The sequence below is a fragment of the Phenylobacterium sp. FG114 genome, assembly GCF_057809855.1.
Genome location: NZ_JBMDKU010000003.1, coordinates 40,891 through 62,757, shown reverse-complemented (window position 1 = coordinate 62,757; position 21,867 = coordinate 40,891). Strand labels below are relative to the sequence as shown.

18 protein-coding genes and 1 pseudogene are annotated in these 21,867 nt (G+C 68.0%); 13 read left to right on the top strand and 6 right to left on the bottom strand.

What is annotated here, in order from left to right:
* Positions 1-129 precede the first annotated feature (129 nt).
* The 10 genes and pseudogenes from ACODSY_RS05650 to ACODSY_RS05605 all read left to right on the top strand — a co-directional run bounded on the left by ACODSY_RS05650 (position 130) and on the right by ACODSY_RS05605 (position 13,045).
* A complete protein-coding gene (locus ACODSY_RS05650) occupies positions 130-1,173 on the top strand; it encodes a rod shape-determining protein (RefSeq protein ID WP_012522835.1) in 1,044 nt (347 codons plus the stop codon).
* A gap of 34 nt (positions 1,174-1,207) precedes the next feature.
* Positions 1,208-2,254, top strand: a pseudogene (mreC, locus tag ACODSY_RS05645) (rod shape-determining protein MreC); the annotation flags it as partial.
* A gap of 161 nt (positions 2,255-2,415) precedes the next feature.
* Positions 2,416-2,931, top strand: a complete 516-nt coding sequence (locus ACODSY_RS05640) for a hypothetical protein (protein WP_488950685.1) — start codon at positions 2,416-2,418, stop codon at positions 2,929-2,931.
* 74 nt (positions 2,932-3,005) lie between these two features.
* Positions 3,006-4,976: a penicillin-binding protein 2 gene (gene mrdA, locus ACODSY_RS05635; protein ID WP_488950684.1), complete on the top strand. Its 1,971-nt coding sequence runs from the start codon at positions 3,006-3,008 to the stop codon at positions 4,974-4,976.
* Positions 4,977-4,986: 10 nt separating this feature from the next.
* The gene (gene mrdA, locus ACODSY_RS05630; protein ID WP_488950683.1) at positions 4,987-6,927 is read left to right on the top strand and encodes a penicillin-binding protein 2; all 1,941 of its coding nucleotides are present in this window, start codon (positions 4,987-4,989) and stop codon (positions 6,925-6,927) included.
* A complete protein-coding gene (gene rodA / locus ACODSY_RS05625; RefSeq protein WP_488950682.1) occupies positions 6,924-8,078 on the top strand; it encodes a rod shape-determining protein RodA in 1,155 nt (384 codons plus the stop codon). The genes mrdA (ACODSY_RS05630) and rodA overlap by 4 nt, the downstream gene beginning before the upstream one ends.
* A gap of 174 nt (positions 8,079-8,252) precedes the next feature.
* Positions 8,253-8,507, top strand: a complete 255-nt coding sequence (locus tag ACODSY_RS05620; protein ID WP_488950681.1) for an acyl carrier protein — start codon at positions 8,253-8,255, stop codon at positions 8,505-8,507.
* Positions 8,508-8,528: 21 nt separating this feature from the next.
* A complete protein-coding gene (locus tag ACODSY_RS05615; protein ID WP_488950680.1) occupies positions 8,529-10,421 on the top strand; it encodes an HAD-IIIC family phosphatase in 1,893 nt (630 codons plus the stop codon).
* 11 nt (positions 10,422-10,432) lie between these two features.
* Positions 10,433-11,998 (top strand): MBOAT family O-acyltransferase, encoded by a 1,566-nt coding sequence (locus ACODSY_RS05610; protein WP_488950679.1) that lies wholly within the window; start codon positions 10,433-10,435, stop codon positions 11,996-11,998.
* Positions 11,999-12,007: 9 nt separating this feature from the next.
* Positions 12,008-13,045 (top strand): SGNH/GDSL hydrolase family protein, encoded by a 1,038-nt coding sequence (locus ACODSY_RS05605; protein ID WP_488950678.1) that lies wholly within the window; start codon positions 12,008-12,010, stop codon positions 13,043-13,045.
* Here ACODSY_RS05605 and ACODSY_RS05600 read toward each other — a convergent pair.
* Genes ACODSY_RS05600 through ACODSY_RS05590 form a run of 3 tightly spaced genes read right to left on the bottom strand, consistent with a single transcriptional unit; the run spans position 13,021 to position 15,394 of the window.
* Positions 13,021-13,389: a nuclear transport factor 2 family protein gene (locus ACODSY_RS05600; RefSeq protein ID WP_488951082.1), complete on the bottom strand. Its 369-nt coding sequence runs from the start codon at positions 13,387-13,389 to the stop codon at positions 13,021-13,023. The two genes, ACODSY_RS05605 and ACODSY_RS05600, sit on opposite strands and share 25 nt — an antisense overlap.
* Before the next feature lie 20 nt (positions 13,390-13,409).
* Positions 13,410-14,402, bottom strand: coding sequence for a prolyl aminopeptidase (gene pip, locus ACODSY_RS05595; RefSeq protein WP_488950677.1), 993 nt, complete (start codon positions 14,400-14,402; stop codon positions 13,410-13,412).
* 8 nt (positions 14,403-14,410) lie between these two features.
* The gene (locus ACODSY_RS05590) at positions 14,411-15,394 is read right to left on the bottom strand and encodes an alpha/beta fold hydrolase (RefSeq protein ID WP_488950676.1); all 984 of its coding nucleotides are present in this window, start codon (positions 15,392-15,394) and stop codon (positions 14,411-14,413) included.
* An 83-nt stretch (positions 15,395-15,477) separates the two neighbouring features.
* Between ACODSY_RS05590 and ACODSY_RS05585 the strand changes: the two genes are divergently transcribed.
* Positions 15,478-16,701, top strand: coding sequence for a multidrug effflux MFS transporter (locus ACODSY_RS05585; RefSeq protein WP_488950675.1), 1,224 nt, complete (start codon positions 15,478-15,480; stop codon positions 16,699-16,701).
* On the opposite strand, the gene ACODSY_RS05580 is transcribed toward ACODSY_RS05585, so the two are convergent.
* Genes ACODSY_RS05580 through ACODSY_RS05570 form a run of 3 tightly spaced genes read right to left on the bottom strand, consistent with a single transcriptional unit; the run spans position 16,692 to position 19,795 of the window.
* Positions 16,692-17,072: a DUF423 domain-containing protein gene (locus tag ACODSY_RS05580; protein WP_488950674.1), complete on the bottom strand. Its 381-nt coding sequence runs from the start codon at positions 17,070-17,072 to the stop codon at positions 16,692-16,694. The genes ACODSY_RS05585 and ACODSY_RS05580 overlap by 10 nt on opposite strands.
* Positions 17,073-17,096: 24 nt before the next feature.
* The gene (locus ACODSY_RS05575) at positions 17,097-18,518 is read right to left on the bottom strand and encodes an amidase (RefSeq protein ID WP_488950673.1); all 1,422 of its coding nucleotides are present in this window, start codon (positions 18,516-18,518) and stop codon (positions 17,097-17,099) included.
* The gene (locus ACODSY_RS05570) at positions 18,518-19,795 is read right to left on the bottom strand and encodes an aminotransferase class III-fold pyridoxal phosphate-dependent enzyme (protein WP_488950672.1); all 1,278 of its coding nucleotides are present in this window, start codon (positions 19,793-19,795) and stop codon (positions 18,518-18,520) included. The genes ACODSY_RS05575 and ACODSY_RS05570 overlap by 1 nt, the downstream gene beginning before the upstream one ends.
* A gap of 100 nt (positions 19,796-19,895) precedes the next feature.
* Here ACODSY_RS05570 and ACODSY_RS05565 point away from each other — a divergent pair, with 100 nt between their 5' ends.
* Entirely contained in the window at positions 19,896-21,059 is a 1,164-nt protein-coding gene (locus ACODSY_RS05565; RefSeq protein WP_488950671.1) for an MFS transporter, read from the top strand.
* Between the two features lie 10 nt (positions 21,060-21,069).
* Positions 21,070-21,828 (top strand): N-acyl homoserine lactonase family protein, encoded by a 759-nt coding sequence (locus ACODSY_RS05560; RefSeq protein ID WP_488950670.1) that lies wholly within the window; start codon positions 21,070-21,072, stop codon positions 21,826-21,828.
* Positions 21,829-21,867 lie beyond the last annotated feature (39 nt).

The following is a 21,867-nucleotide window of genomic DNA, read 5'->3' as shown; positions in this document are numbered from 1 at the left end:
CAGGGCAGAGGGACGTAAAGCCCGCCAGACAAAGCGTAGCGACTCGACGCATCTTCGTGTGTCAGTCGGTTCGCATTTGAAACCCTCTGTCGGTTCGCCTCTTTCGCCCCTTTCCCCCTAGGGCCCTGCATGATCTCGTCTCTCTTCGGCGCCATCTCGAACGACATCGCCATCGACCTCGGCACCGCCAACACGCTGATCTACATGAAAGGCAAGGGCATCGTTCTGAACGAGCCCTCGGTGGTGGCGCTCCGCAACGTGGGCGGCCGCAAGGTGGTCCACGCCGTGGGCATCGAGGCCAAGCAGATGCTGGGCCGCACGCCGGGCCACATGGAAGCCATCCGTCCCATGCGCGACGGGGTCATCGCCGACTTCGAAGTCGCCGAGGAGATGATCAAGTACTTCATCCGCAAGGTTCACAACCGAAAGGGCTTCGTGAACCCCAAGGTGATCGTGTGTGTGCCGTCGGGCGCCACCGCCGTCGAACGCCGCGCGATCAACGATTCGTGCCTGAACGCTGGCGGGCGCCGCGTGGGCCTGATCGACGAGCCCATGGCCGCGGCCATAGGGGCTGGCCTGCCGATCCACGAGCCCACCGGCTCGATGGTGGTCGATATCGGCGGCGGCACCACCGAGGTGGCGGTGCTCTCGCTCTCGGGCATCGTCTATTCGCGCTCGGTCCGCGTCGGCGGCGACAAGATGGACGAGGCGATCATCAGCTACATGCGCCGCAACCATAACCTGCTGATCGGCGAGACCACGGCCGAGCGCATCAAGAAGGAGATCGGCACCGCCCGCGCGCCGGCTGACGGCGAGGGCCTCTCGATCGAGGTCAAGGGCCGCGACCTGATGCAGGGCGTGCCGCGCGAAGTGCGCATCTCGGAAAAGCAGGCGTCGGACGCCCTGTCGGAGCCGGTCGGCCAGATCGTCGACGCGGTGAAGATGGCGCTGGAAGCGACGCCGCCCGAGCTCGCCTCGGACATCGCCGACAAGGGCATCATGCTGACGGGCGGCGGCGCGCTGCTGCGCGGCCTGGACGCCGAGATCCGCGACCACACCGGCCTGCCGGTGACCGTGGCCGATGATCCGCTGTCGTGCGTGGCCCTGGGCTGCGGCAAGGTGCTCGAGCATCCCAAGTGGATGAAGGGCGTGCTGGAATCCACCCTGGCCTAAGAAACCACCCGGAGGGGGTAGGGGCGAAGCCTAGATGTCCTTGAGGGACAACCCGCTCGGCGAATTGAAGGTCCCGCTGACCTGGACGGCGGGCATCGTGTTCATCGTCGTCCTGATCGCTTCGGTGGCGATCCTGCTGTCGGACCGCCGCGAGGCGTTCGACACCGACGCCTATGGCAATCCCCGCACCATGACCGACAAGGTTCTGGCGCCGGTGGGCGACGCGCTGTCGACGCCCGGGCGGCTGACGGGGCAGGGGGTCGACGGAATCCGCGGCTACTTCTTCGCCGTGTCCGAGAACCGTCGGCTGCGCGCCGAGCTTGAGAACATGCGCCAGTGGCGCGATGTGGCGATCGCCCTGCGCGACACGAACGAGCGCTACCGCACCGTTCTGGGCCTGAAGACCGACCCGCCGATCCCGATGGCCACTGCGCGAATCGTCACCGACAGCCGCGGCCCCTTCGCGAACTCACGCCTGGCCAACGCCGGCAGCGAGAAGGGGATCAAGCCCGGCAATCCGGTGATGAGCGAGAACGGCCTGGTCGGACGGATCGTCGGCGTGACCGAGGGCGTGAGCCGGGTGCTCCTGCTCACCGACGCGGCCTCGCGTACGCCGGTGATGGTCGACCGCACCAACTCGCGTGCCATCCTGACCGGTGACGGCGGTCCGAACCCCAAGCTGGAATACCTGCGCGGTCAGGACCCGGTGAAAAGCGGCGACCGCATCCTGACCTCCGGCGACGGCGGCGTGTTTCCGCGCGGCCTTCCTGTGGGCGTCGCCGTGAAGGGGCTCGACGGTCGCTGGCGGGTGGTGCTCGCCTCGGACAAGGCCGCGGTCGACTTGGTGCGCATCCTGCTCTTCGAGGACTTCACCCAGGTCGCCGACGCGAAGAAGCTGGAACATGGCGTCGCGCCGCCGCCGACGCCGGGCGCGACCACCCTGCCGCCGCCGGCGCCGCAGGCGACCGCTCCGGCCTCCGCCTTGCCGGCCGCCGCGCCGCGGACCGCGGCGTCGCCCGCCGCGACTCCGGCGCCGAAGGGTGTTCCGCCGGCCCAGCCCGCTGGCAAGGCGGCGACGCCGGCCCCCAAGTCGACGACGCCTGCGCAGCCGGCTGCGAAGTCGGCGACGCCTCCGGCCAAGGCGGCCACGCCGCCGGCGAAGACCACGGCGACCCCAGCGGCGAAGACGCCCGCGCCCAAGGCGCCGACGCCCAAGGCCACCCAGCCCGCCGGGGGCCCCACGTGAGCAGCAGCGGCGCCCGTCCGCTCGCGCCCTGGCGCTGGCTGGGGGTGCCCATGCTTCAGGTGATGGCGCTCAGCCTGCTGTTCGCGCTGCCGATCCGGTTCTGGGGCCTGGGTCTGCCCGAGCCGGTCTTCGCCCTTCCGGTGGCTTTCGCCTGGGCCGTCATTCGCCCCTCGATGCTGGGCCCGCTGGGCGTGATGACCATGGGCATCTTCCTGGACTTCCTGTGGGGGGCGCCGACCGGCTTCTGGGCGGTGTGCCTGTTGCTGCCCTACGGCATCGTGCTGGGCGCGCGCAGCATCCTGGCGGGCCAGAGCCAGGTGATGATGTGGCTTTGGTACGGCCTGGCCACCGGCCTGACCCTTGGGGCCGGCTACCTGTTCACGATGCTCGACACCCAGAACGCGCCGGATCCCATTTCCGTGGGTTGGCAATTCCTGGCGACCGTAGTCCTCTATCCGTTCGCTGATCGGCTCATCGACCGGTTCGAAGACGCCGACGTGAGGTTCCGCTAGGCCATGACCCTCCTTCGCCAAGGCTTCGCAGGGTTCAACCCGGTCCTCCGTAGCTCCGTCAGGAGCGAAGCAGGATGACCCAACCGGCCATCTTCTTCGCGGAGGTCAACGAGCGGCAGGGCCTGTTCCACCGCCGCGCAATCCTGCTTGGCGCGTTTGCTGGCGTGGGGATCAGCGCCCTGGGGGCGAGGCTAGCCTACCTCCAGCTCTTCGAGACCCAGCGCTATGAGAAGCTGGCGACCTCCAACCAGTTCAACTTCAAGCTCGCGCCGGCGCCGCGCGGGGTGATCGTCGACCGAAACGGCGCCGTGCTGGCGGCGAACCGGCCGAACTTCCGGCTGATGGTCGCCCGCGACAAGGGGTTCGACACCGAGGCGACGCTCAAGACGCTCGCCAACTATGTGCCGCTCGACGAGGGCCGCCAGCGCCGGCTGCTGCGGGACATCAACAGCGCCCCCAAGCGCGCGCCGGTGTCGGTGATGGAGGACATGAGCTGGGAGCAGTTCTCAGCCATCAACGTCCGCGCGCCGGAACTCCCGGGCGTCAGCGCGGACGTCGGCGAGGTGCGGGTCTATCCGCACGGCGGCGCCTTCGCACACGTGATCGGCTACGTGGCCAAGGTGAACAAGGACGACATCGACGCCATCAACGAGGCCGGAGGCAACCCCGACCCGATCATGCTCCATCCGGGCTTCCGGATCGGCAAGCAGGGCGTGGAGAAGGCGCTGGACGCCGAGCTTCGCGGCCGCGCTGGCGCGCATAAGGTCGAGGTGGACGCCAACGGCCGCGAGGTGGGCCACGACAAGGATGGCGATATCCCGGCCGTCCCCGGTCAGGAGGTGCAGCTCACCCTGGACGTCGACATCCAGAACCGAGCCCTCGAGGTGTTCGGCGAGGAGAGCGGCGGGGCGGTGATGATCGACTGCCGGACCGGCGACATCCTCTGCATGACCTCGGCCCCGTCGTTCGACGCCAACCGCTTCGTCCGCGGCCTGACCGGCGCCGAGTATCGCGCGCTGGCCGCCTACGAGCGCAAGCCCCTGCTGGATAAGTGCCTGTCGGGCCTCTACCCGCCCGGCTCCACCTTCAAGACCATGACCGCGTTGGCGATCCTGATGGCCGGGATCAGCCCCGAGGAACGGGTGGGCTGCGGCGGCGGCATGCATTTCGGCGGTCGCTACTTCCACTGCCACAAGCGCGGCGGCCACGGATCGCAGAACCTCAACGACGCGCTGAAGAACTCCTGCGACACCTATTTCTATTCGATGTCGCTGCGGGTCGGACCCGACCGGATCGCCCAGGCGGCGCGCGCCTTTGGCCTGGGCCAGACCTTCGACATCGGCATCCCCGGCCAGAAGAAGGGGATCGTGCCCGATCCGGCCTGGAAGAAGCGCTACTTCTCGAAGAACGAGGCCCAGCAGCCTTGGTGGCCCGGTGAGAACCTCTCTTACGCCATCGGCCAGGGCTACCTGCAGGTGAACTGCCTGCAACTCGCGGTGATGACGGCGCGATTGGCGAACGCCGACTACAAGGCGTTGAATCCGCGGCTGATCAAGTCGGTGGGGGGCCGTGAGCGACCGCGGGGGTCCGACGCCCCGGACCTGCCGTTCCCGCGCGACCACATCGACCGCGTACGCGCCGGCATGGCGGCGGTGACCGACGTGGGCGGCACCGGCTACCGCGCCAGCCAGCTTGGCCTTGGCGACATCCTGATGGCCGGCAAGACCGGCACCGCGCAGGTGCGCAACTACGACAGCGGCGGGTCGCGGGGGAAGGGCGGGACCTGGGGCCTGCGCGACCACGGTCTCTTTGTCGCATTCGCGCCGATCGACGCGCCGCGCTATGCGCTGGCGGTGATCGTGCAGCACGGCATGGGCGGATCGACGGCGGCGGCCCCGCGGGCCCGTGAGATCATGCGCACCGCGTTGCTGAAGGATCCGGAGCTGATCTCGCGGGTGCAGAAGCCGCTGCCGATGCCCGAGATCGTGCCCGACCGGGAACTCGACACCGTGCCCGCGGTCTCGAATGTGGAGAGGACGGCCTGAGGCGCCGGCGATGACCGAACCCGCCATCTTTTTCGAGGAAGTCAACGAGCGCCAGGGCGTGTTCCACCGGCGCACGATCATCCTGGGCGCCTTCGCCGGCCTGGGCGTGGGCGCGCTGTGCTCGCGCCTGGCCTATCTCCAGCTCTTCGAGACCCAGCGCTATGAGAAGCTGGCGACCTCGAACCAGTTCAACTTCAAGCTTCTGCCGGCCCCGCGCGGCCTGATCGTCGACCGCAACGGGGCAGTGCTGGCGGCAAACCGTCCGAACTTCCGGCTGATGGTCGCCCGCGACAAGGGCATGGACCCCGAGGCGACGCTGCACACGCTGGCCGAGTTCGTGCCGCTGGACGAGGCCCGCCAGCGCCGCCTGCTGCGGGACATCAACGCCGCGCCGAAGCGCGCGCCCATCCAGGTCATGGAAGACATGAGCTGGGAGCAGTTCAGCGCCATCAGCGTGCGTGAGCCCGAGCTGCCCGGTGTGACCGCCGACATGGGGGAAGTGCGGGTCTACCCCTACGGCGGCGCCTTCGCGCACGTGATCGGCTACGTCGCCAAGGTGAACAAGGAAGACATCGACAAGACGCCCAACCCCGACCCGATCATGCTTCATCCGGGCTTCCGGATCGGCAAGCAGGGGGTGGAGAAGGCCTTCGACATGGATCTGCGCGGCAGGCCCGGAGCTGAGAAGGTCGAGGTGGACGCCAACGGCCGGCAGGTCCGCGAGGACCCTAACGGCGACATCCCCGCCACGCCCGGCAAGGAGATCCAGCTCACCCTGGACGTCGATGTGCAGCTTCGCGCCGAAGAGGTGTTCGGCGCAGAGAGCGGGGCCGCGGTGGTGATGGACTGCCGGAACGGCGACATCCTCTGCATGTTCTCGGGCCCAAGCTTCGATGCGAACAAGTTCGTGCGCGGGCTGACTGGGGCCGAGTATCGCGGTCTGGCGCAGTACGACCACAAGCCGCTGTTCAACAAGGCGCTGACGGCGACCTATCCGCCGGGCTCGACGTTCAAGACCATGGTGGCGCTGTCGGCGCTGGAGAACGGCTACGACCCCAAGACCGTGCATGTGTGCACGGGCCACTGGTTCTTCGGCCGGACGTGGAAGTGCGACCAGGTCCACGGCGCGCAGGACATGCACAGCGCTATCGCCACCTCGTGCGACATCTATTTCTACCAGACCGCCCTGGCGATCGGTCCCGACAAGATCGCGGACACGGCCCGCAAGTTCGGATTGGGCGAGATCTTCGACATCGGCATTCCCGGCCAGAAGAAGGGCCTGGTGCCTGACACCGAGTACAAGCGCCGCCGCTTTCCGCGCGATCCCAAGTGGCATCCGGGCGAGACGCCCAGCATGGGCATCGGCCAGGGCTACACCAACCTGAACCCGCTGCAGCTCTGCGTGATGACCTCCCGCATCGCCAACGGCCAGAAGGCGCTGCACCCACGGCTGATCCGCTCGATCGGCGGGGTCGAGCAGAAGTCGGGCGCGGCCTGGGGCGACCTGCCAGTGGACAAGGAGCACCTGCACTTCGTGCGCGAAGCCATGGCGGCGGTGACCACCGTCGGGACCGCCGCGCGCGTGGCCGACCTGGGCCTCGGCCCGATCAAGATGGCCGGCAAGACGGGGACGGCCCAGGCCTATTCCTATGGCAGCGGCCGCGGCGTCCACGGCACGGCCGGCGCCTGGAAACTGCGTGACCACGCCTGGTTCGTGGCCTTCGCGCCCTACGACGATCCCCGCTACGCCATCAGCGTGCTGGTCGAGCACGGGGGCTTCGGCGCCAGCGCCGCCGCGCCTCGGGCGCGTGAGATCATGCGGACGGTCCTGCTGAAGGACGCCGAGGTGATGAGCCGGGTGCAGACGGTCACGCCCATGCCGGCCGCGCCCGACGAAACGGCCCCGGATCAGACCCACGCCACTAGCCCAGCGCCCGGAACCCAAGCATGACCGTGTCCGCGCTCACCCGTCCCGGCGAACGCGACCGGCTGGTCGTCAAACTGTCGGAAATCGACTGGGTGTTCGTCCTCGTCCTGAGCCTGATCGCAGGCGCCGGCGGCCTGATGCTGTTCTCCATCGCGGGATCGTCGTGGACGCCGTGGGCCGCAGCCCACGTCGCGCGCTTCGGAATGTGCCTCCTGATGATGATCGCGCTGGCGATGATCGACATCCGGGTTTGGTTCGCCCTGGCCTATCCGATCTACGGCCTCGGCCTGCTGCTCCTGGTCGCGGTGGAGGCGGTGGGTGACGTGCGACTGGGCGCCCAGAGGTGGCTTTCCATCGGCAGCTTCAGTTTCCAGCCGTCCGAGGTCATGAAGCTGGGCATCGTCCTCGCGCTCGCGCGGCTCTACCACGGGGTCTCGGCCGAACGGGCCCGGCTGTCGTGGTGGCTTTTGATCCCGGCGACCATGATCGCGCTGCCCGTATTGCTCGTGGCCCACCAACCCGACCTCGGCACCGCCATGCTGATCGCCATGACGGGCGGGGCGATCGTGGTGCTGGCGGGGCTGTCGTGGAAGACCATCGGCGCCGGCGTCGCGGCGGCGCTGGCGGTGATCCCGCCCTTCGTGATGTTCGTGATGCACGACTACCAGCGCCAGCGGGTGCTCACCTTCCTGGACCCGGAAAGCGACCCGTCGGGCTCGGGCTACCACATCCTGCAGTCGATGATCGCCCTGGGCTCGGGCGGCCTGCTGGGCAAGGGCTACGGCCTGGGCTCGCAGAGCCAACTCAACTTCCTGCCGGAGAAGCAGACCGACTTCATCTTCGCCACCCTGGCGGAGGAATTCGGCTTCGTGGGCTGCGTGTCGGTGCTGGTGCTGTACGCGGCGGCGATCTTCATGGCGCTGCGCACCTCCTATCTCAGTCACAGCCATTTCGGCCGGCTGGCGGCGGCGGGCGTCACGGCGACGTTCACGCTCTACGTGATGATCAACGGCGCCATGGTCATGGGCCTGGCCCCCGTGGTGGGCGTGCCCATGCCGATGCTCAGCTACGGGGGCACCGTGATGCTGACCGTGATGATCGGGTTCGGCCTGGTCCAGTCGGTCCGCGTCCATCGCTACGCGGAGGTCACGAGCGGCAAGGGTTCGTTCGTCTAGAGGGCGACGTGGCTTTCCGCGTGAGTGGGGCCGCACAGCGCAATAGAAAGATTTACGATTCCCGCTTATCGGTCTCGCTTGACCTCCGCTGGCGTGCGAAACGGGCGGCGGCGTACCGTGCTTGCACAAGCGCGGCGCGCGGGCGGGGGCGCCAGTTGTAGACAGAGGGATTGGGTGGCTGTGGATAGGGCTGAGATCACCGCAAAGATTCAGGACATCATGATCGACGTGCTGGACCTGGACGAGCTGACGATCACAGATGCAACCACGGCCAAGGACGTCGAAGGCTGGGACAGCCTTAGCCACATCCGGCTGGTAGTCGCCATCGAGCAGGGCTTCCACGTCAAGTTCTCCACGGGCGAGATCGAGCGCTTTACGAACGTCGGCGACATGGTGAGCGCCATCGAGCAAAAGCTGCAGAAGAACTGAGTTCCCCAGGGGGCGTCCGACATGCTGGAGAACTTGGAATGGCTGCTACCGCCGCCGGCGGACTTCCGCGACCGCGTGAGAGCGCTGCGCGCCGCCGTCGGTGAAGGGCGACTGGAGGGCGTCGAGAAGGAACTCGTCGCGCTCGCCAACTTCGGGCTGAACCTCAGCCAGCTCGAGCAGCTCGCGCGCACCGCTGGGCTCTACGCCAAGGCGTCGATTGGCGGTGAGCTTCGCCGAATCCGCTTGGGGCTGCTGGGCGACGGCACCCAGGACGTGATCGGGTCCGCCGTGGTCGGCACGGCTCTGCGCCACAACCTCCTCGTGGAGGTGATCGTCGGCGACTACGGCTCGGCGCTGCAGGGCGCCTGCGATCCGGACAGCGACTTCCGCGCCCAGGATCCCGACTTCGTGCTGGTGTCCAGCGACTATCGTACGCTGGACCTGAATACGAGCGTCGTCGGCCCCGAAGAGGCCGAGAGCAAGGTCGAGTTCGCGGCGGCCTCGCTGCGGCGGATCGTCGACGGACTGAAGGGCTGGGTGCGCGGCGGGGTGCTGATGCAGACCGTCGTGCCGCCCATGGAGCCGCTGTTCGGCAGCCTGGATCTCGTCCAACCTCAGAGCGGCTACGCCATGGTGGGCGCGCTCAACGCGCGGATCGCCGAGTGGGCGCGCGCCAGTGACGTGGTGGTGGTCGACGTGGCTCGCGCCGCGGCGTGGGTCGGGCTAGCGAACTGGGAGGATCCGGCGCGCTGGCACATGGCGAAGCTGCCCCAGGCGCTGACGATCGTTCCATTCTATGCGGATGTGGTCTGCCGGGTGCTGGCGTCCATCGCGGGCAAGGCGCGCAAGTGCCTGGTGCTCGACCTTGACAACACGCTCTGGGGCGGCGTCATCGGCGATGACGGGGTCGAGGGCATCGCGCTGGGGCAGGGCAGCGCTAGCGGCGAAGCCTTCCTTGAGATCCAGCGCCTCGCCAAGCGGCTGCGACAGCGCGGCGTCATCCTGGCCGTCTGTTCCAAGAACGAGCACGACGCGGCGATCAAGCCGTTCCGGGAACACCCCGAGATGGTGCTGCTCGAAGATGACATCGCGGTCTTCCACGCCAACTGGACCGACAAGGCGGCGAACCTCCGCGCCATCGCCGAGACGCTTGAGATCGGCCTCGATGCGCTGGTCTTCCTGGACGACAACCCGGCCGAGCGCGCGCAGGTTCGCCGCGAGCTGCCGATGGTGGCGGTTCCCGAAGTGCCGGAGGATCCGGCGCTCTATCCGCGGACGCTGACGGCCGGTGGCTGGTTCGAGGCGATCTCCTTTGTGGAAGAAGACGCCAAGCGCGCCGACGACTATCGCGCCCAGGCCAAGCGCCGTGAACTGGCGAGCACCAGCGACGTCGCCGGCTACCTCCAGTCGCTGGAGATGATCTGCACGCTGAAGCCGTTCGACGCGGTCAACCGGGCGCGGATCACTCAGTTGGTCAACAAGTCGAACCAGTTCAACCTGACCACCCGCCGCTATACCGAGCCGCAGATCGCCGCCGCCCAGGACGACCCCGGCGCCTTCACTCTGCAGGTCCGCCTCGCCGACCGGTTCGGCGATTCCGGGATGATCTCGGTCATCATCTTCCGCCAGCAGGGCGAGGATTGGGTCAACGACACCTGGCTCATGAGCTGCCGCGTGCTGGGCCGTCGCGTCGAGGAGGCCGTGCTGGCCGAGGTGGTCCGCGCCGCGCGCGAGACAGGCGCTCGCCGACTGGTCGGCGAATACATTCCGACCGCGAAGAACAAGATGGTCTCCGGCCACTACAAGAAGCTGGGCTTCGAGCAGCTGTCGGACGCTGACGGCCACACGACCTGGGCTCTGGATCTGGCGACCTATGTCGCGCCGGAGCTGCCGATGACGATCGAGAGGGAATAGGTCCAGCCTGGATGCTGTTCAATTCCTTCATCTTCATCTTCGCGTTCCTGCCGGTTGCGCTGGCCGCGTTCTATCTGCTGAGGCGCTTCGGCCGCCTGACCTCCATGTGGGTTCTGACGGTGGCTTCGCTCGGCTTTTATGCTTGGTGGATGCCTTCGCAGACCTGGGTGTTGCTGGTCTCGATCGTCCTGAATTTCGTCCTCGGCCATTACATCCAGCACTATCGAGAGATTAAGCCACGCATTGCGCAGGCTATCCTCTATTCCGGCCTGACCATCGACCTCGCGGCGCTGCTCTACTTCAAATACACGATGTTTGCGGTTCACAATCTGAACCGATTTGCTGGGGCCGACTTCGTCGTTCCCCACATCATCCTGCCGCTCGGAATTTCGTTCTTCACATTCCAGAAGATCGCCTACCTCGTCGACTGCGCGCGGGGCGAGGCGAAGAAAACCACCGTCGGCGAGTTCGCGCTCTTTGCGGCGTTCTTCCCCCAGCTGATCTCGGGTCCGATCGTCCACCACAAGGAGATCATCCCGCAGTTCCGCGACAAGCTGTTCGGCGTCCTGCAGTGGTCGAACATCCTGGTCGGCCTCTCGATCTTCTCGATCGGCCTCTTCAAGAAGACCGTCATCGCTGACAGCATCGCGGCCTACTTCATCCCGATGTACAAGGCCGCCACCGAGAGCGGGGCGGTCGACCCGACCACCGGTTGGCTGATCGCCGTCGGCTGGACCCTGCAGGTCTATTTCGACTTCTCCGGCTACTCCGACATGGCGATCGGTCTGGCTCGGATGTTCGGCGTGCGATTGCCGCTGAACTTCCACTCGCCGCTGCGGGCGGCAAGCGTCATCGACTACTGGCGTCGCTGGCACATGTCGCTCCAGCGCTTCATCCTGTCGTACGTCTTCCAGCCCCTGGCGTTGCCGCTGAACCGCCTTTCGGCGCGGTTGGGGCTGAAGAACTGGAGCGCGTTCGCGGTCACGGTCGTGGCCCCGTCCTTCATCACCTTCTTCCTGCTGGGGGTGTGGCACGGCGCGGGGTGGGGTTATGTAGTCTACGGCCTGCTGAACGGGGCCTATGTCTCCATCAACGAGGCTTATCGCGAGCTCAAGCGGCGCCATCGCCGTCGGCTGAAGCGCGAGGGCAAGCCCGCGCCGAAGGAGGGCGTGCTGCGCCGCGCCGGCTACCATGTCCTAACGCTGGCCTGCGTGCTCACCGGCAACATGTTCTTCCGCGCGGAGTCCCTGCACGACGGCGTGGCGATCTTCCGCGGCATGTGGGGGTTGAACGGCTTTGAGCTGAATCCGGCGCTCAGCGGCTTCGCCCAACCCGGCTTCCTGCTGCTCCTGGTGATCGCGGCGCTGATCGTGGTCTTCCTGCCGAACACCCAGCAGATCATGCGCAAGTACCGCCCGGCGGCGAACTTCGCGACGTGGAAGGCGGTCGGCAAGCCGATCCTGAGCTGGCAGTGGCGGCCCGTGCTGCCGGTGCTGATCTACATCGCCTTCCTGCTCTTCATGGGGATCGAATTCATCCAGAGTGGGACGAGCGTGTTCGTCTACTTCAATTTCTAGTTGGGCAGAATGAGCCGGACCCGACTGATCCTTTCCTGCGTCTTCATCGTCGCCCTGGCGGCGGCGTTCGCTGCTGCGGCGACCCTGCTGCCCGATCGGGCCTATCATCGCTACCAGCTGCTGGACGACACCATCTATGCCGGGGCGCGCCTTTCGTACGAGCGCGCTCACTTCGACCCTCGGCCGATCGACGTGGTGGTCCTGGGGAACTCGCGGACCGGTCTGGGCCTGAGCGCGCCCTGGGTGGAGGAGAAGCTCGCCGCCGCCGGCGCACCGGGCCAGGTCGTGAACATGTCGCTGCCGGGCGATGGTCGGAACACACAGTGGGTCCTGCTGCAACAGACGCTGGAGGCGAAGAGGCCCAAGGTGGTGGTTGTGGCGATCAACGAGCGCCCGTACCCCTGGGGCCATGACAGTTTCCGCTACCTCGCCCCCGCCGGCGAGGTCTGGGCCGAGGCGTCATACGGCCTCTACGATCTGCGCAAGAACCTCATGTATCTGCCGTTCCGCCAGATGAAGCTGTCCTTCGCGGCTGTGGCGCCGGACCTGATCGGGATCGACGGCGAGTTCGACGCCAAGGACTATCAACGGCGGTACACGGCCTGGATGGCGCGCTGGAAGCGCAGCGGGACGGCGCCCAAGCAGATGACTCGCGACGAACTCCTGGCCGAGGCCAAGGCGCACGCGTGGGAGTTCGACCGCAAGTCGCGACTGCCGGCGTCGGTGCGCGCGGTCACCGACGAGGACGATCAAGTCTATCTGGAGAAGATCGCGGCCGCTTCCAAGGCGCATGGCGCGAAGTTGGTGTTCATCTATCTGCCGGCCTTCAACCGGGCCGGAAAGCCGCATGACTGGGCGCGATATGAGCGCCTGGGCCCGGTGCTGGACAACTCCGACCTGACCAACCGGAACGAGCTGTACCGGGATTGGAGCCATTTCAACGCCAGCGGGACCGAGATCGTCAGCGCCCGTCTTTCGGACCTGCTGCTCGAAGTCCTTGGCGTGCGGCCCGCGCCGCCGGCTCAAAAGGCGTCGAAGCAGTCGTAGTTGTGCTGGCGACGGATCTTGTCGCCCTGGAACTCGAAGAAGACGCCGAAGCGGGCCTTCATCGCGTCGCCGGGCTTCAGAGAGCGAAGCGGCACCGCCAGGACGCCTCGCCACAACACTTCGCAGGCCACACGGTCGCCGTCCTCGATCAGGTTGACGATCTCGTAGGTCTCGGAGGTCATGACGTTGCGCCCGCGAGCGTTCGCCTCGCGCAGTTCGTCCATGGTCCTGCGCGCGCCGGTTGGGACTAGGGCGTTCGGGAATTCCTCCTGAATCGCATCCTCAGTGAAGAACGCGAGCGAGTCGCGGCGCTCTTCGATGGCCTTGAGATAGGCCCGGACGATATCGGCGCGACTGCTCAGGATCAGACCTTCAGCGCCTGGTCGGTGGCCCGGACCAGGGCGTCGACGATGCCGGGTTCGGTCGAGGCATGGCCCGCATCCCAGACCACTTCGAACCGCGCGGCGGGCCAGGCGGTTTTCAGCCGCCAGGCGCTTTCCATGGGGGTCACCACGTCGAACCGGCCCTGGACGATCCAGCCGGGGATGTTCTTCAGCACCGAGGCGTTTTTGATGAGCCAGTCCGCCTCCGGGAAGAAGCCGCCGTTGACGAAGAAATGGCATTCGATGCGGGCGAAGGCGATGGCGAAGTCGATCTCGTTGAACTTCGACGGCCGCGCCTCGGGCCCTCGGATCGAGATGGTGTCGCCTTCCCACTGGCTCCAGGCGGCCGCCGCCTCGGCCTGCACCCTGCGGTCCGGGTGGGTCAGTCGCTTGTGGTAGGCGGCCATCATGTCCCCGCGTTCCTCGGGCGGAATGGGCGCGCAGAAGCGGGCCCAGGCGTCGGGGAACATCATCGAGGCCCCGTCCTGATAGAACCAGCGCAGCTCGCGCTCGGTCAGCAGGAAGACGCCCCGCAGGACCAGGCTCTCGACCCGCTCGGGGTGCTTGATCGCGTAGGCGAGGGCGAGGGTGGAACCCCACGAGCCGCCGAACACGCACCATTTCTCCACGCCGAGGTGCTCGCGCAGCCGCTCGATGTCCTCGATCAGCGACCAGGTGGTGTTGTCGTCGAGGCTGGCGTTGGGGCGGCTTTTGCCACAGCCGCGCTGGTCGAACAGGGCCATGTGCCACTTCGTGGGGTCGAAGAACCGGCGCATGGTCGGGTTGATCGCTCCGCCCGGGCCGCCGTGCAGGATGACGCAGGGCTTGCCGGTGGGGTTGCCGCACTCCTCGTAGAAGATCTCGTGCGGGCCGCCGGTCGACAGCCAGCCGCTGGCGAACGGCTCGTTGTCGGCGAAGAGGCCGCGCCGGTGGTCGATCGCGGCGACGCCTGGGGCCGGGGTATTTCTTTCCATGCGCCCTTCTACTTCGGGAAACGCCTGTCCAGCCAGTCCAGCATCAGGCGGTTCACTTCCTCCGGTTTCTCCTGCTGTGTCCAGTGGCCCGAGCCCTTGACCATGTGGGTTTCCAGGTCGCCGACGAAATGCGGCATGGGCTCGGCCATCTCGGGCGTCAGCACGGCGTCCAGTTCGGCGGTGATCATCAGGCACGGGGTGCCGTCGATCCGCTGAGTCAACTTTTCGGCGCGCTCCCAGTTGCGGGTGAAGTTCCGATACCAACTCACCGGACCGAAGAAGCCGCCCTCCCGGAAGGCGTCGGCGAACACGGCCAGCTCGTCCGGGGTGAGCAATTGCTCGCCGCCCGTCTTGCCGTCCCATTGCTTCAGCAGATCCTTGAACGCGAAGGTCGAGCCCGACTCATTGGGCTGTGCCGCCGCGGCCTGCAGGGCGGCCGGCTTGCGCATGAAGAAGCGCATGGTCTTGGCCGTGTCCTCGCCCAGGACCGCCTCGGGCTCCTCGGGCTTCTGGAACCAGACGATGTACATGTCGGGGCCGAAGCGGTTGCGCATGATCAGGATCGGATCGGCCGGCGCGCGGGGCAGGAAGGGCGTGTTCAGGCCGATCACGGCGGCGACGCGTGTCGGGTGCAGCAACGGCATCTGCCACACCACGATGCCGCCCCAGTCGTGTCCGACGAAGATGGCTTTCTCGACGCCCAGGTGATCCAGCAACGCGATCATGTCGCCCGTCAGGTGGTCGATGTCGTAGTCGGCGACGTCGGTGGGCTTGGATGAAAGGCCGTATCCCCGCTGGTCCGGGGCGATCACCCAGCGGCCGGCGTCGGCGAACGCCTTGATCTGATGGCGCCACGAGAAGGCCAGCTCGGGAAAGCCGTGGCACAGGACGATGGGAACGCCCTCGCGCGGCCCCGCCTCGTAGTAGGCGATTTCGACGCCGTTCACCGCCGCGCGCTTCACAGGCGGCATCATGGTCTCAAGCGCCGACATCTGGTCCTCCCCGGTGCTGATCGCGACCTTGGCCGCAATTCGAGTTTCCCTCAAACCCTGTTGGCCAGTAGGGCATAGGCGCCGTGACGTCCGCCAACGACTCTCCCACATCGCCGCCCGCACCGACGCCCTGGGGCCTCGTCGTCCTCCTGGGCTCGCTCACGGCCATGGGGCCGCTGGCGATCGACATGTACCTGCCCAGCCTGCCCGCCATCGGCGCGGCGCTGGAGGCCGACGCCGGCAAGACGCAGGCCACCGTGGCCGCCTTCCTGGCCGGGATGGCGATCGGGCAACTGATCTACGGCCCGGCGTCCGACCGCCTGGGCCGCCGCGGTCCGATCCTGTTCGGGGTGGCGGTCTTCGTCCTGGCTTCGATCGGCTGCGCGTTGTCCCAGACGGTCGATCAGCTTCTGGTCGGCCGCTTCGTCCAGGCGCTGGGGGCCTGCGCCGGCGGTGTGGTGGTGCGCGCCGTGGTGCGCGACCAGTTCGGCCACACCGACACCGCCCGCATCCTGAGCCTGATGATGCTGATCATGGGCCTGGCGCCGATCCTCGCGCCCATGCTGGGTGGGGTGCTGCTGGGGCTGGGCGACTGGTCCTGGAACTTCTGGTTCATGGCGCTGGTCGGCGCCGCCATCGGCCTGGCCGCCTTCTTGCGGCTGAAGGAGTCCCGCTCGGAGGCGACCGCCGTCCAGGCGGGCAAGGAAAACCCGTTCCAGTCCTACCTGGCGGTGCTGAGGCAGAGGCGGCTCATCGGCTATGCCCTGTGCGGCGCGCTGAACGGCGCGACCCTGTTCACCTATATCGCCTCGTCGCCGGACGTGATGATGGGGACCTATCATGTGCCCGTGGCGGTCTTCCCGTTCCTCTTCGCCGCGAACGCGGTGGCGGTGATCGGCTCCAGCCAGCTGAATCGCCTGGCGCTGCGGAACGCCACGACCGACCAGGTGCTCGCACGCGCCAGCACGGTGTCGCTGGGCGTCGGCGCCCTGCTGGCCCTGGCGGCGGTGACCGGCGTGGGCGGACTGTGGACCGTCGCGCCCCTGCTGTTCCTGCTGCTCGGCAGCTACGGGTTCATGGCCGGCAACACCACGGCGGGGGCCCTCAGCATCGATCCGCTGCGTTCGGGCGCCACCTCGGCCCTGCTTGGCGCGGCCTCGTTCGCGGCCGGCGCTCTTGCGTCCAGCTTGGCCGGAGCCTTCCACGACGGCACCGCGCGGCCGATGGCCCTGGTGATGCTGGCCTGCCTGCTGGGTTCGGCCGCGACGTTGCGGCTCCTGGCCCTGCCGCGCTCGGCTCAGGCCTGAGGATCGACGCCGCGGGCCGCCCAGGCCAGCACGCCCCAGCCGATCAGGAACAGCGTCCCCCCGATCGGCGTGATCGCCCCGAACCAGCGGGGAGCGCCGAGGGCCATGGCGTACAGCGAGCCGGAGAAGATCACCGTCCCGCTCAGGAAGAAGCCCGGCGCGAACCGCGCCCGCTTGGCGCCGATGTTCATGAAGGTGGCGCAAGCGAAGGTCGCCATGGTGTGCATGAAGCCGTAGGTGGCGCCGGTGCGCAGCCATTCCTGTGCCTTCGGATCGGCGACGCCGTGCGCGGCGAAGGCGCCGACCGCCACCGCCACGAAGCCCCCGAGGGCGGCCAGGGTCATCCAGTTCCGCCGCGTCCAGAAACCCATCAGCCTCGCCCCGCTACGTGAGGATCATCCCCATACAGCAGGCCGGCGATCCTTCCACGGGGCTTCTTTCTCGAGCTGGCCGGCCAGGCGATAGAGCGTGGCTTCATCGGCGAAGCGGCCGGTGAACATCATGCCGACCGGCAGGCCATCGGCGGATTCCCACAGGGGCAGCGACAGCGAGGGCTGGCCCGTGAAGTTGGCGGGCGGCGTGGTGCCGTAGGTGGCGGCCTGGCGGCGGTCGAACTCCTTGAGATCGTCGGTCAGCGGGTTCAGCCAGTCGCAGCGGGGCGCCGGCGTGGCCATCACCGGCGTCAGGAAGACGTCGAAGTCCTCGTAGGCCGCGAGGATCTGGCGATTGAGCAGCCGCAGCTGCTGGAAGCCCCAAAAGGCCTGCTGGCCGCTGAGCCGCTGGCCGGCTTCGTAGGCGCGCTGGGCCAGCGGGCCCAGTTCGCCGGGCTCGGGCTCGCGCCCGAGCAGTTCGACCCAGCGCTTCACATTGGCCGAGAAATTCGAGGCGCTGGCCAGGCCTTGGGCCCGGTAGAGCAGGCGGTAATCGATGCCCAGCCCCCGCTCGAACACCTCGTGGCCCAGGCCCTTCAGCAGTTCGGCGGTGCGCTCCAGCGCCTGGCGCATCTCGTCGGGGATCGGCCGGCCGCTGGGCGTCTCGGCCGACCAGGCTATGCGCAGCTTGCCCGGGCTCTTCTCGATCTCGGCGAGATAGGGGCCGTTCTTTGCCGGCGCCTGGAACGGGTCGCCCGGCTGGGCGTAGCCGGTGGCGTCCAGCATCGCGGCGCTATCGCGGACCGTCCGGCTGACCACGTGGTGCACCGAGAAGCCCAGCGCGCCGTCCGACACCTCGCAAATCGGCGTCCGGTCGCGGGTGATCTTCATGCCCACCAGGCCGCAGCAGGCGGCGGGGATGCGGATCGATCCCAGGCCGTCGCTGGCGTGGGCGAGGGGCACGATGCCCGCCGCCGTCGCCGACGCGGCGCCCCCGGAAGAGCCGCCGGAGATGTGCTCGGTGTTCCAGGGGTTGCGGCAGAAGCCCAGCCGTTCGGAGTTCGTGACGCCGGGGATGCCGAACTCGGGCGTGTTGCTCTTGCCCAGCATGACCACGCCGGCGGCGCGGTAGCGCTTGACCAGCTCGCTGTCCTCGGCGTCGGCCGCGACCTGCGCGAAGTTGCTGCCCGAGCTACGGGGCCAGCCTTTGACCTGTGCGCCCAGGTCCTTGATCAGGAACGGCACGCCCTTGAACGGACCATCCGGCAGGTCGCCGGCCGCCCACTTCCGCGCGTCGTCGTAGCCCTTGTAGACCACCGCGTTCAGGGCCGGATTGTGCCGCTCGATGCGGTCGATCGCCGCCTCGACCAGCTCGGCCGGCGTGACCTGCTTCTTCGCGACCAGCGCCGCGAGGCCCAGGCCGTCGTACTCGGAATAGTCGTCCATCAGCGGGCTCCGGCGGAAAGGAAGGCGAGTTTCTCGACCGGCGACAGGTCGCGGACCTGGGCCTTCAGGGCGGCGAAGGAGGCTTCGGCCGCGTCGAGGGTCTGGGCGATGTCGCTGTCGGTCATGGCCGCGCAAAGGAACATGTTGTGCCAGGGGTGCACATAGACGCCGCGGCTCAGCATCTCGGATGACCAGCAGAAGCCCTTGCGGAGGTCCGGGTCGTCGTCGAAAAGGAACAGCGGCATCACGCCGGGACCGGTCTGGCGGAAGCCGAAACCCGCGGCCTTGGCGCGCTCGGCCAGGCCGGCGCGCAGGGTGTCGCCCAGGCCGGTGATGCGCTCCAGGTAGTCGGTGTCGCGGATCAGGCGCAGGGTCTCCAGGGCCGCGGCCATGGTCGCCGCCTGGAACCAGAACGAGCCGGTCACATAGATCGAAGCGGCGGCCGTCTTGGCCTTGTCGTTCCCCAGCATCACCGACAGGGGGTGGCCATTGGCGACGCACTTGCCCCAGGTGGAGAGGTCAGGCTGCACGCCGATCCGGCTCCAGGAGCAGTCCCGCGACAGGCGGAAGCCCGCCCGCACCTCGTCGACGATCAACAGGGCGCCGGTCTGGTCGGCCAGTTCGCGGGCGCGGCGGGCGTAGGCCGGGTCGGGCTCGGCCTGATCGATGAAGGCGTCGTGCTTGAACGGCGCGGCGAAGATGGCCGCGAGGTCGTCGCCCGCCTGCGCCACGGCGGCTTCCAGGCTGGCCACGTCGTTGTAATCGCAGAAGATTTGGTGGGCCCGGTCGCTGTCGATCACGCCCGCCGGCCGAGGGGTGCACCACGGGATCGCGCCGTGGTACGCGCCCTTGGCCCGGATCACGACCCGACGTTTGGCGTGCGCCCGCGCGGTGGTCAGCGCCATGGTCGTGGCGTCCGTCCCGTTCTTGCAGAAGATCGCCCAGTCCGCATGGGTGACCATGCGCGTCAGCGCCTCGGCCAGCTCGACCATCAGCCCGGTGGGGCCGGTGAGCGTGTCGCCCTTTTCGAGCTGGCGCACATAGGCTGCGTCGATCTCGGGGTGGGCATAGCCGAACAGGTTCGGCCCGTAGGCGCACATGTAGTCGAGGTAGCGGTTCCCGTCGGCGTCCCAGATATGGGCGCCTTCGCCGCGCTCGAAGAATTGCGGGTAGTCGTCCGGCAGCAGGCCCACCGACTGGTGGCCGTACATTCCGCCGGGGATCACGGCCGCGGCGCGCTCCCGCAGCTCCCGATCGCGGCTGTTGGTCCGGCTCATGACCCGTCTCCCTTATCGTTGTTCAGAAGGACAGTAGGGCGAACTATCGTCTCCTTGGAAGGGCGGAACTGAGGCCGCCGACTCCGTATAAGTCGGAGCCATGTCGCTGCCCGTCCGCCTCGGCCTGTTCTACTCGGCGATCTTCGTCGGGACCGGCGCGGCGTCGCCCTACATGCCGGTGTGGTTCGCGCACCACGGCCTGTCGGGCGCGCAGATCGGGCTGATCCTGTCGCTGCCCATGCTGGCGCGCGCCTTCACCGCACCGCTGCTGGCGGTCTGGGCCGACAGTTTCAAGCTTCGCCGCACCGCGCTCAGCTTCATGAGCCTGGGCGTCGCCCTGGCCTACGCCATGATGGCGCTGCCTTTGGGGTTCGCGGGCTGGACCGTGGTCTGGTTCGCCGCCTCGTCCGCCTTTTCGACCATCTCGCCGCTGACCGACGTGATCGTGCTGAACCGCGCGCGCCGCGACGGCTTCAACTACGGCTGGCCGCGGGGAATCGGGTCGGTGGCCTTCATGATCACGAACGTGCTGATGGGCGCTATCCTGACCTGGGGCTCGCCGGACCTCGTGCTGGTGTGGATTACGGCGGCGGTCTCGCTGACGGCCGTGGCCGCCAGGTTCCTCCTGCCGCCCGACCCGGTGCACGAGGGGGACCACGTCGCGAAGGCCGCGGACCGGTTCGCGGGCGTGAGCGGACTGCTGCGCGACCCCGCCTTCATGACCGCCGCCATCGCCGCCGGCCTGATCCAGTCGGCGCACGCTTTCTACTACGGTTTCTCCACCCTAGTCTGGAAGCAGCAGGGCGTGCCCGAGAGCCTGACTGGCATCCTTTGGGCGGTGGGCGTGGCGGCCGAGGTGGCGTTCATGTGGTTCATGGAGCCCTGGCGGCGGCGGATCGGCCCGCGCAACCTCCTGGTGCTGGGCGGGGCGGCGGCGCTGGTGCGGTGGACGGTCCTGGCCTTCTCGCCCCCGCTCTGGGTGATCTTCCCGCTGCAGACGCTGCACGTGCTGACCTATGCGGCGACCTTCCTGGCCTCGCTGCAGCTCATCGAGCGCTTGTCGACCCCGCAGAACGCCTCGGCGGCCCAGGCTCTGAACTCGGCGCTGTCGGCCGGGATGCTGATGGGCCTGGCCACCATGGCCTCGGGGCCGCTGTTCGACCGCTTCGGCGCCCAGGGCTATTTCCTGATGACGGCGATGTCGGTGGCGGGCCTAATCGGGGCGTTCCGGCTGTACGGCGTGCGCAAGCTGGATCCCGCTTGAGGAAGCCCGGATGACCCTTCGCCTGTTCGGTTGCGTCTGCGGCCAGTTCCACAGCCCCGGCGCGGATATGGGGATGGATGGCGACCGGGTCAGCGTGCCGATCCCGTTCTATGTGCTGGAGCATCCCGGCGGCGTGGCGCTGTTCGATTGCGGCCTGCCGGCCTCGATGCTGGACCGGGATGAGAGCTACCTGCAGGCGCTGCAGACCCAGGAGCTCGATGTCAGCCTGACACCGGAGGAGACGCTGACCGCCCACCTCCAGCGCCTCGACATCGACCCCGCCAGGGTGCGGTGGGCCGTGCTTTCGCACCTGCATTTCGACCACGCCGGCGGCCTGCGCGAGCTTCCGAACGCCACGGTGGTGGTTCAGCGACGGGAGTGGGAGGCGGGCTTCGAGCGCGAGACCTCGAACCGGTACGGCCTGCGCAAGCGCTACTTCGACCTCGGCCACGCTGTCACCCTGGTCGACGGCGAGCACGACCTGTTCGGGGACGGCTCGGCGGTCTGCATCCCCAGCTACGGCCACACGCCCGGCCACCAGTCCCTGCGGGTGCGCAGCGGGCAGGGGGACCACATCCTGGTCGGCGACGCCTGCTACCACTGCGGCGTGGTGGAGAGCCGGCGGTTCCCGGACTATTCCGACCCTGTCGCCATGAACCAGGCGCTCGACGGTCTGCTGGCGCTGCGCGAGCCAGAGACGGTCATGGTCTACGGCCACGACCCCGCGCAGTGGGGCGCGACACCCGTCCTGCCCGGCTCGAGGGCCTGACGTAGCGGCGGCTGACGTGGCGACACGGTTGCGGAGTGG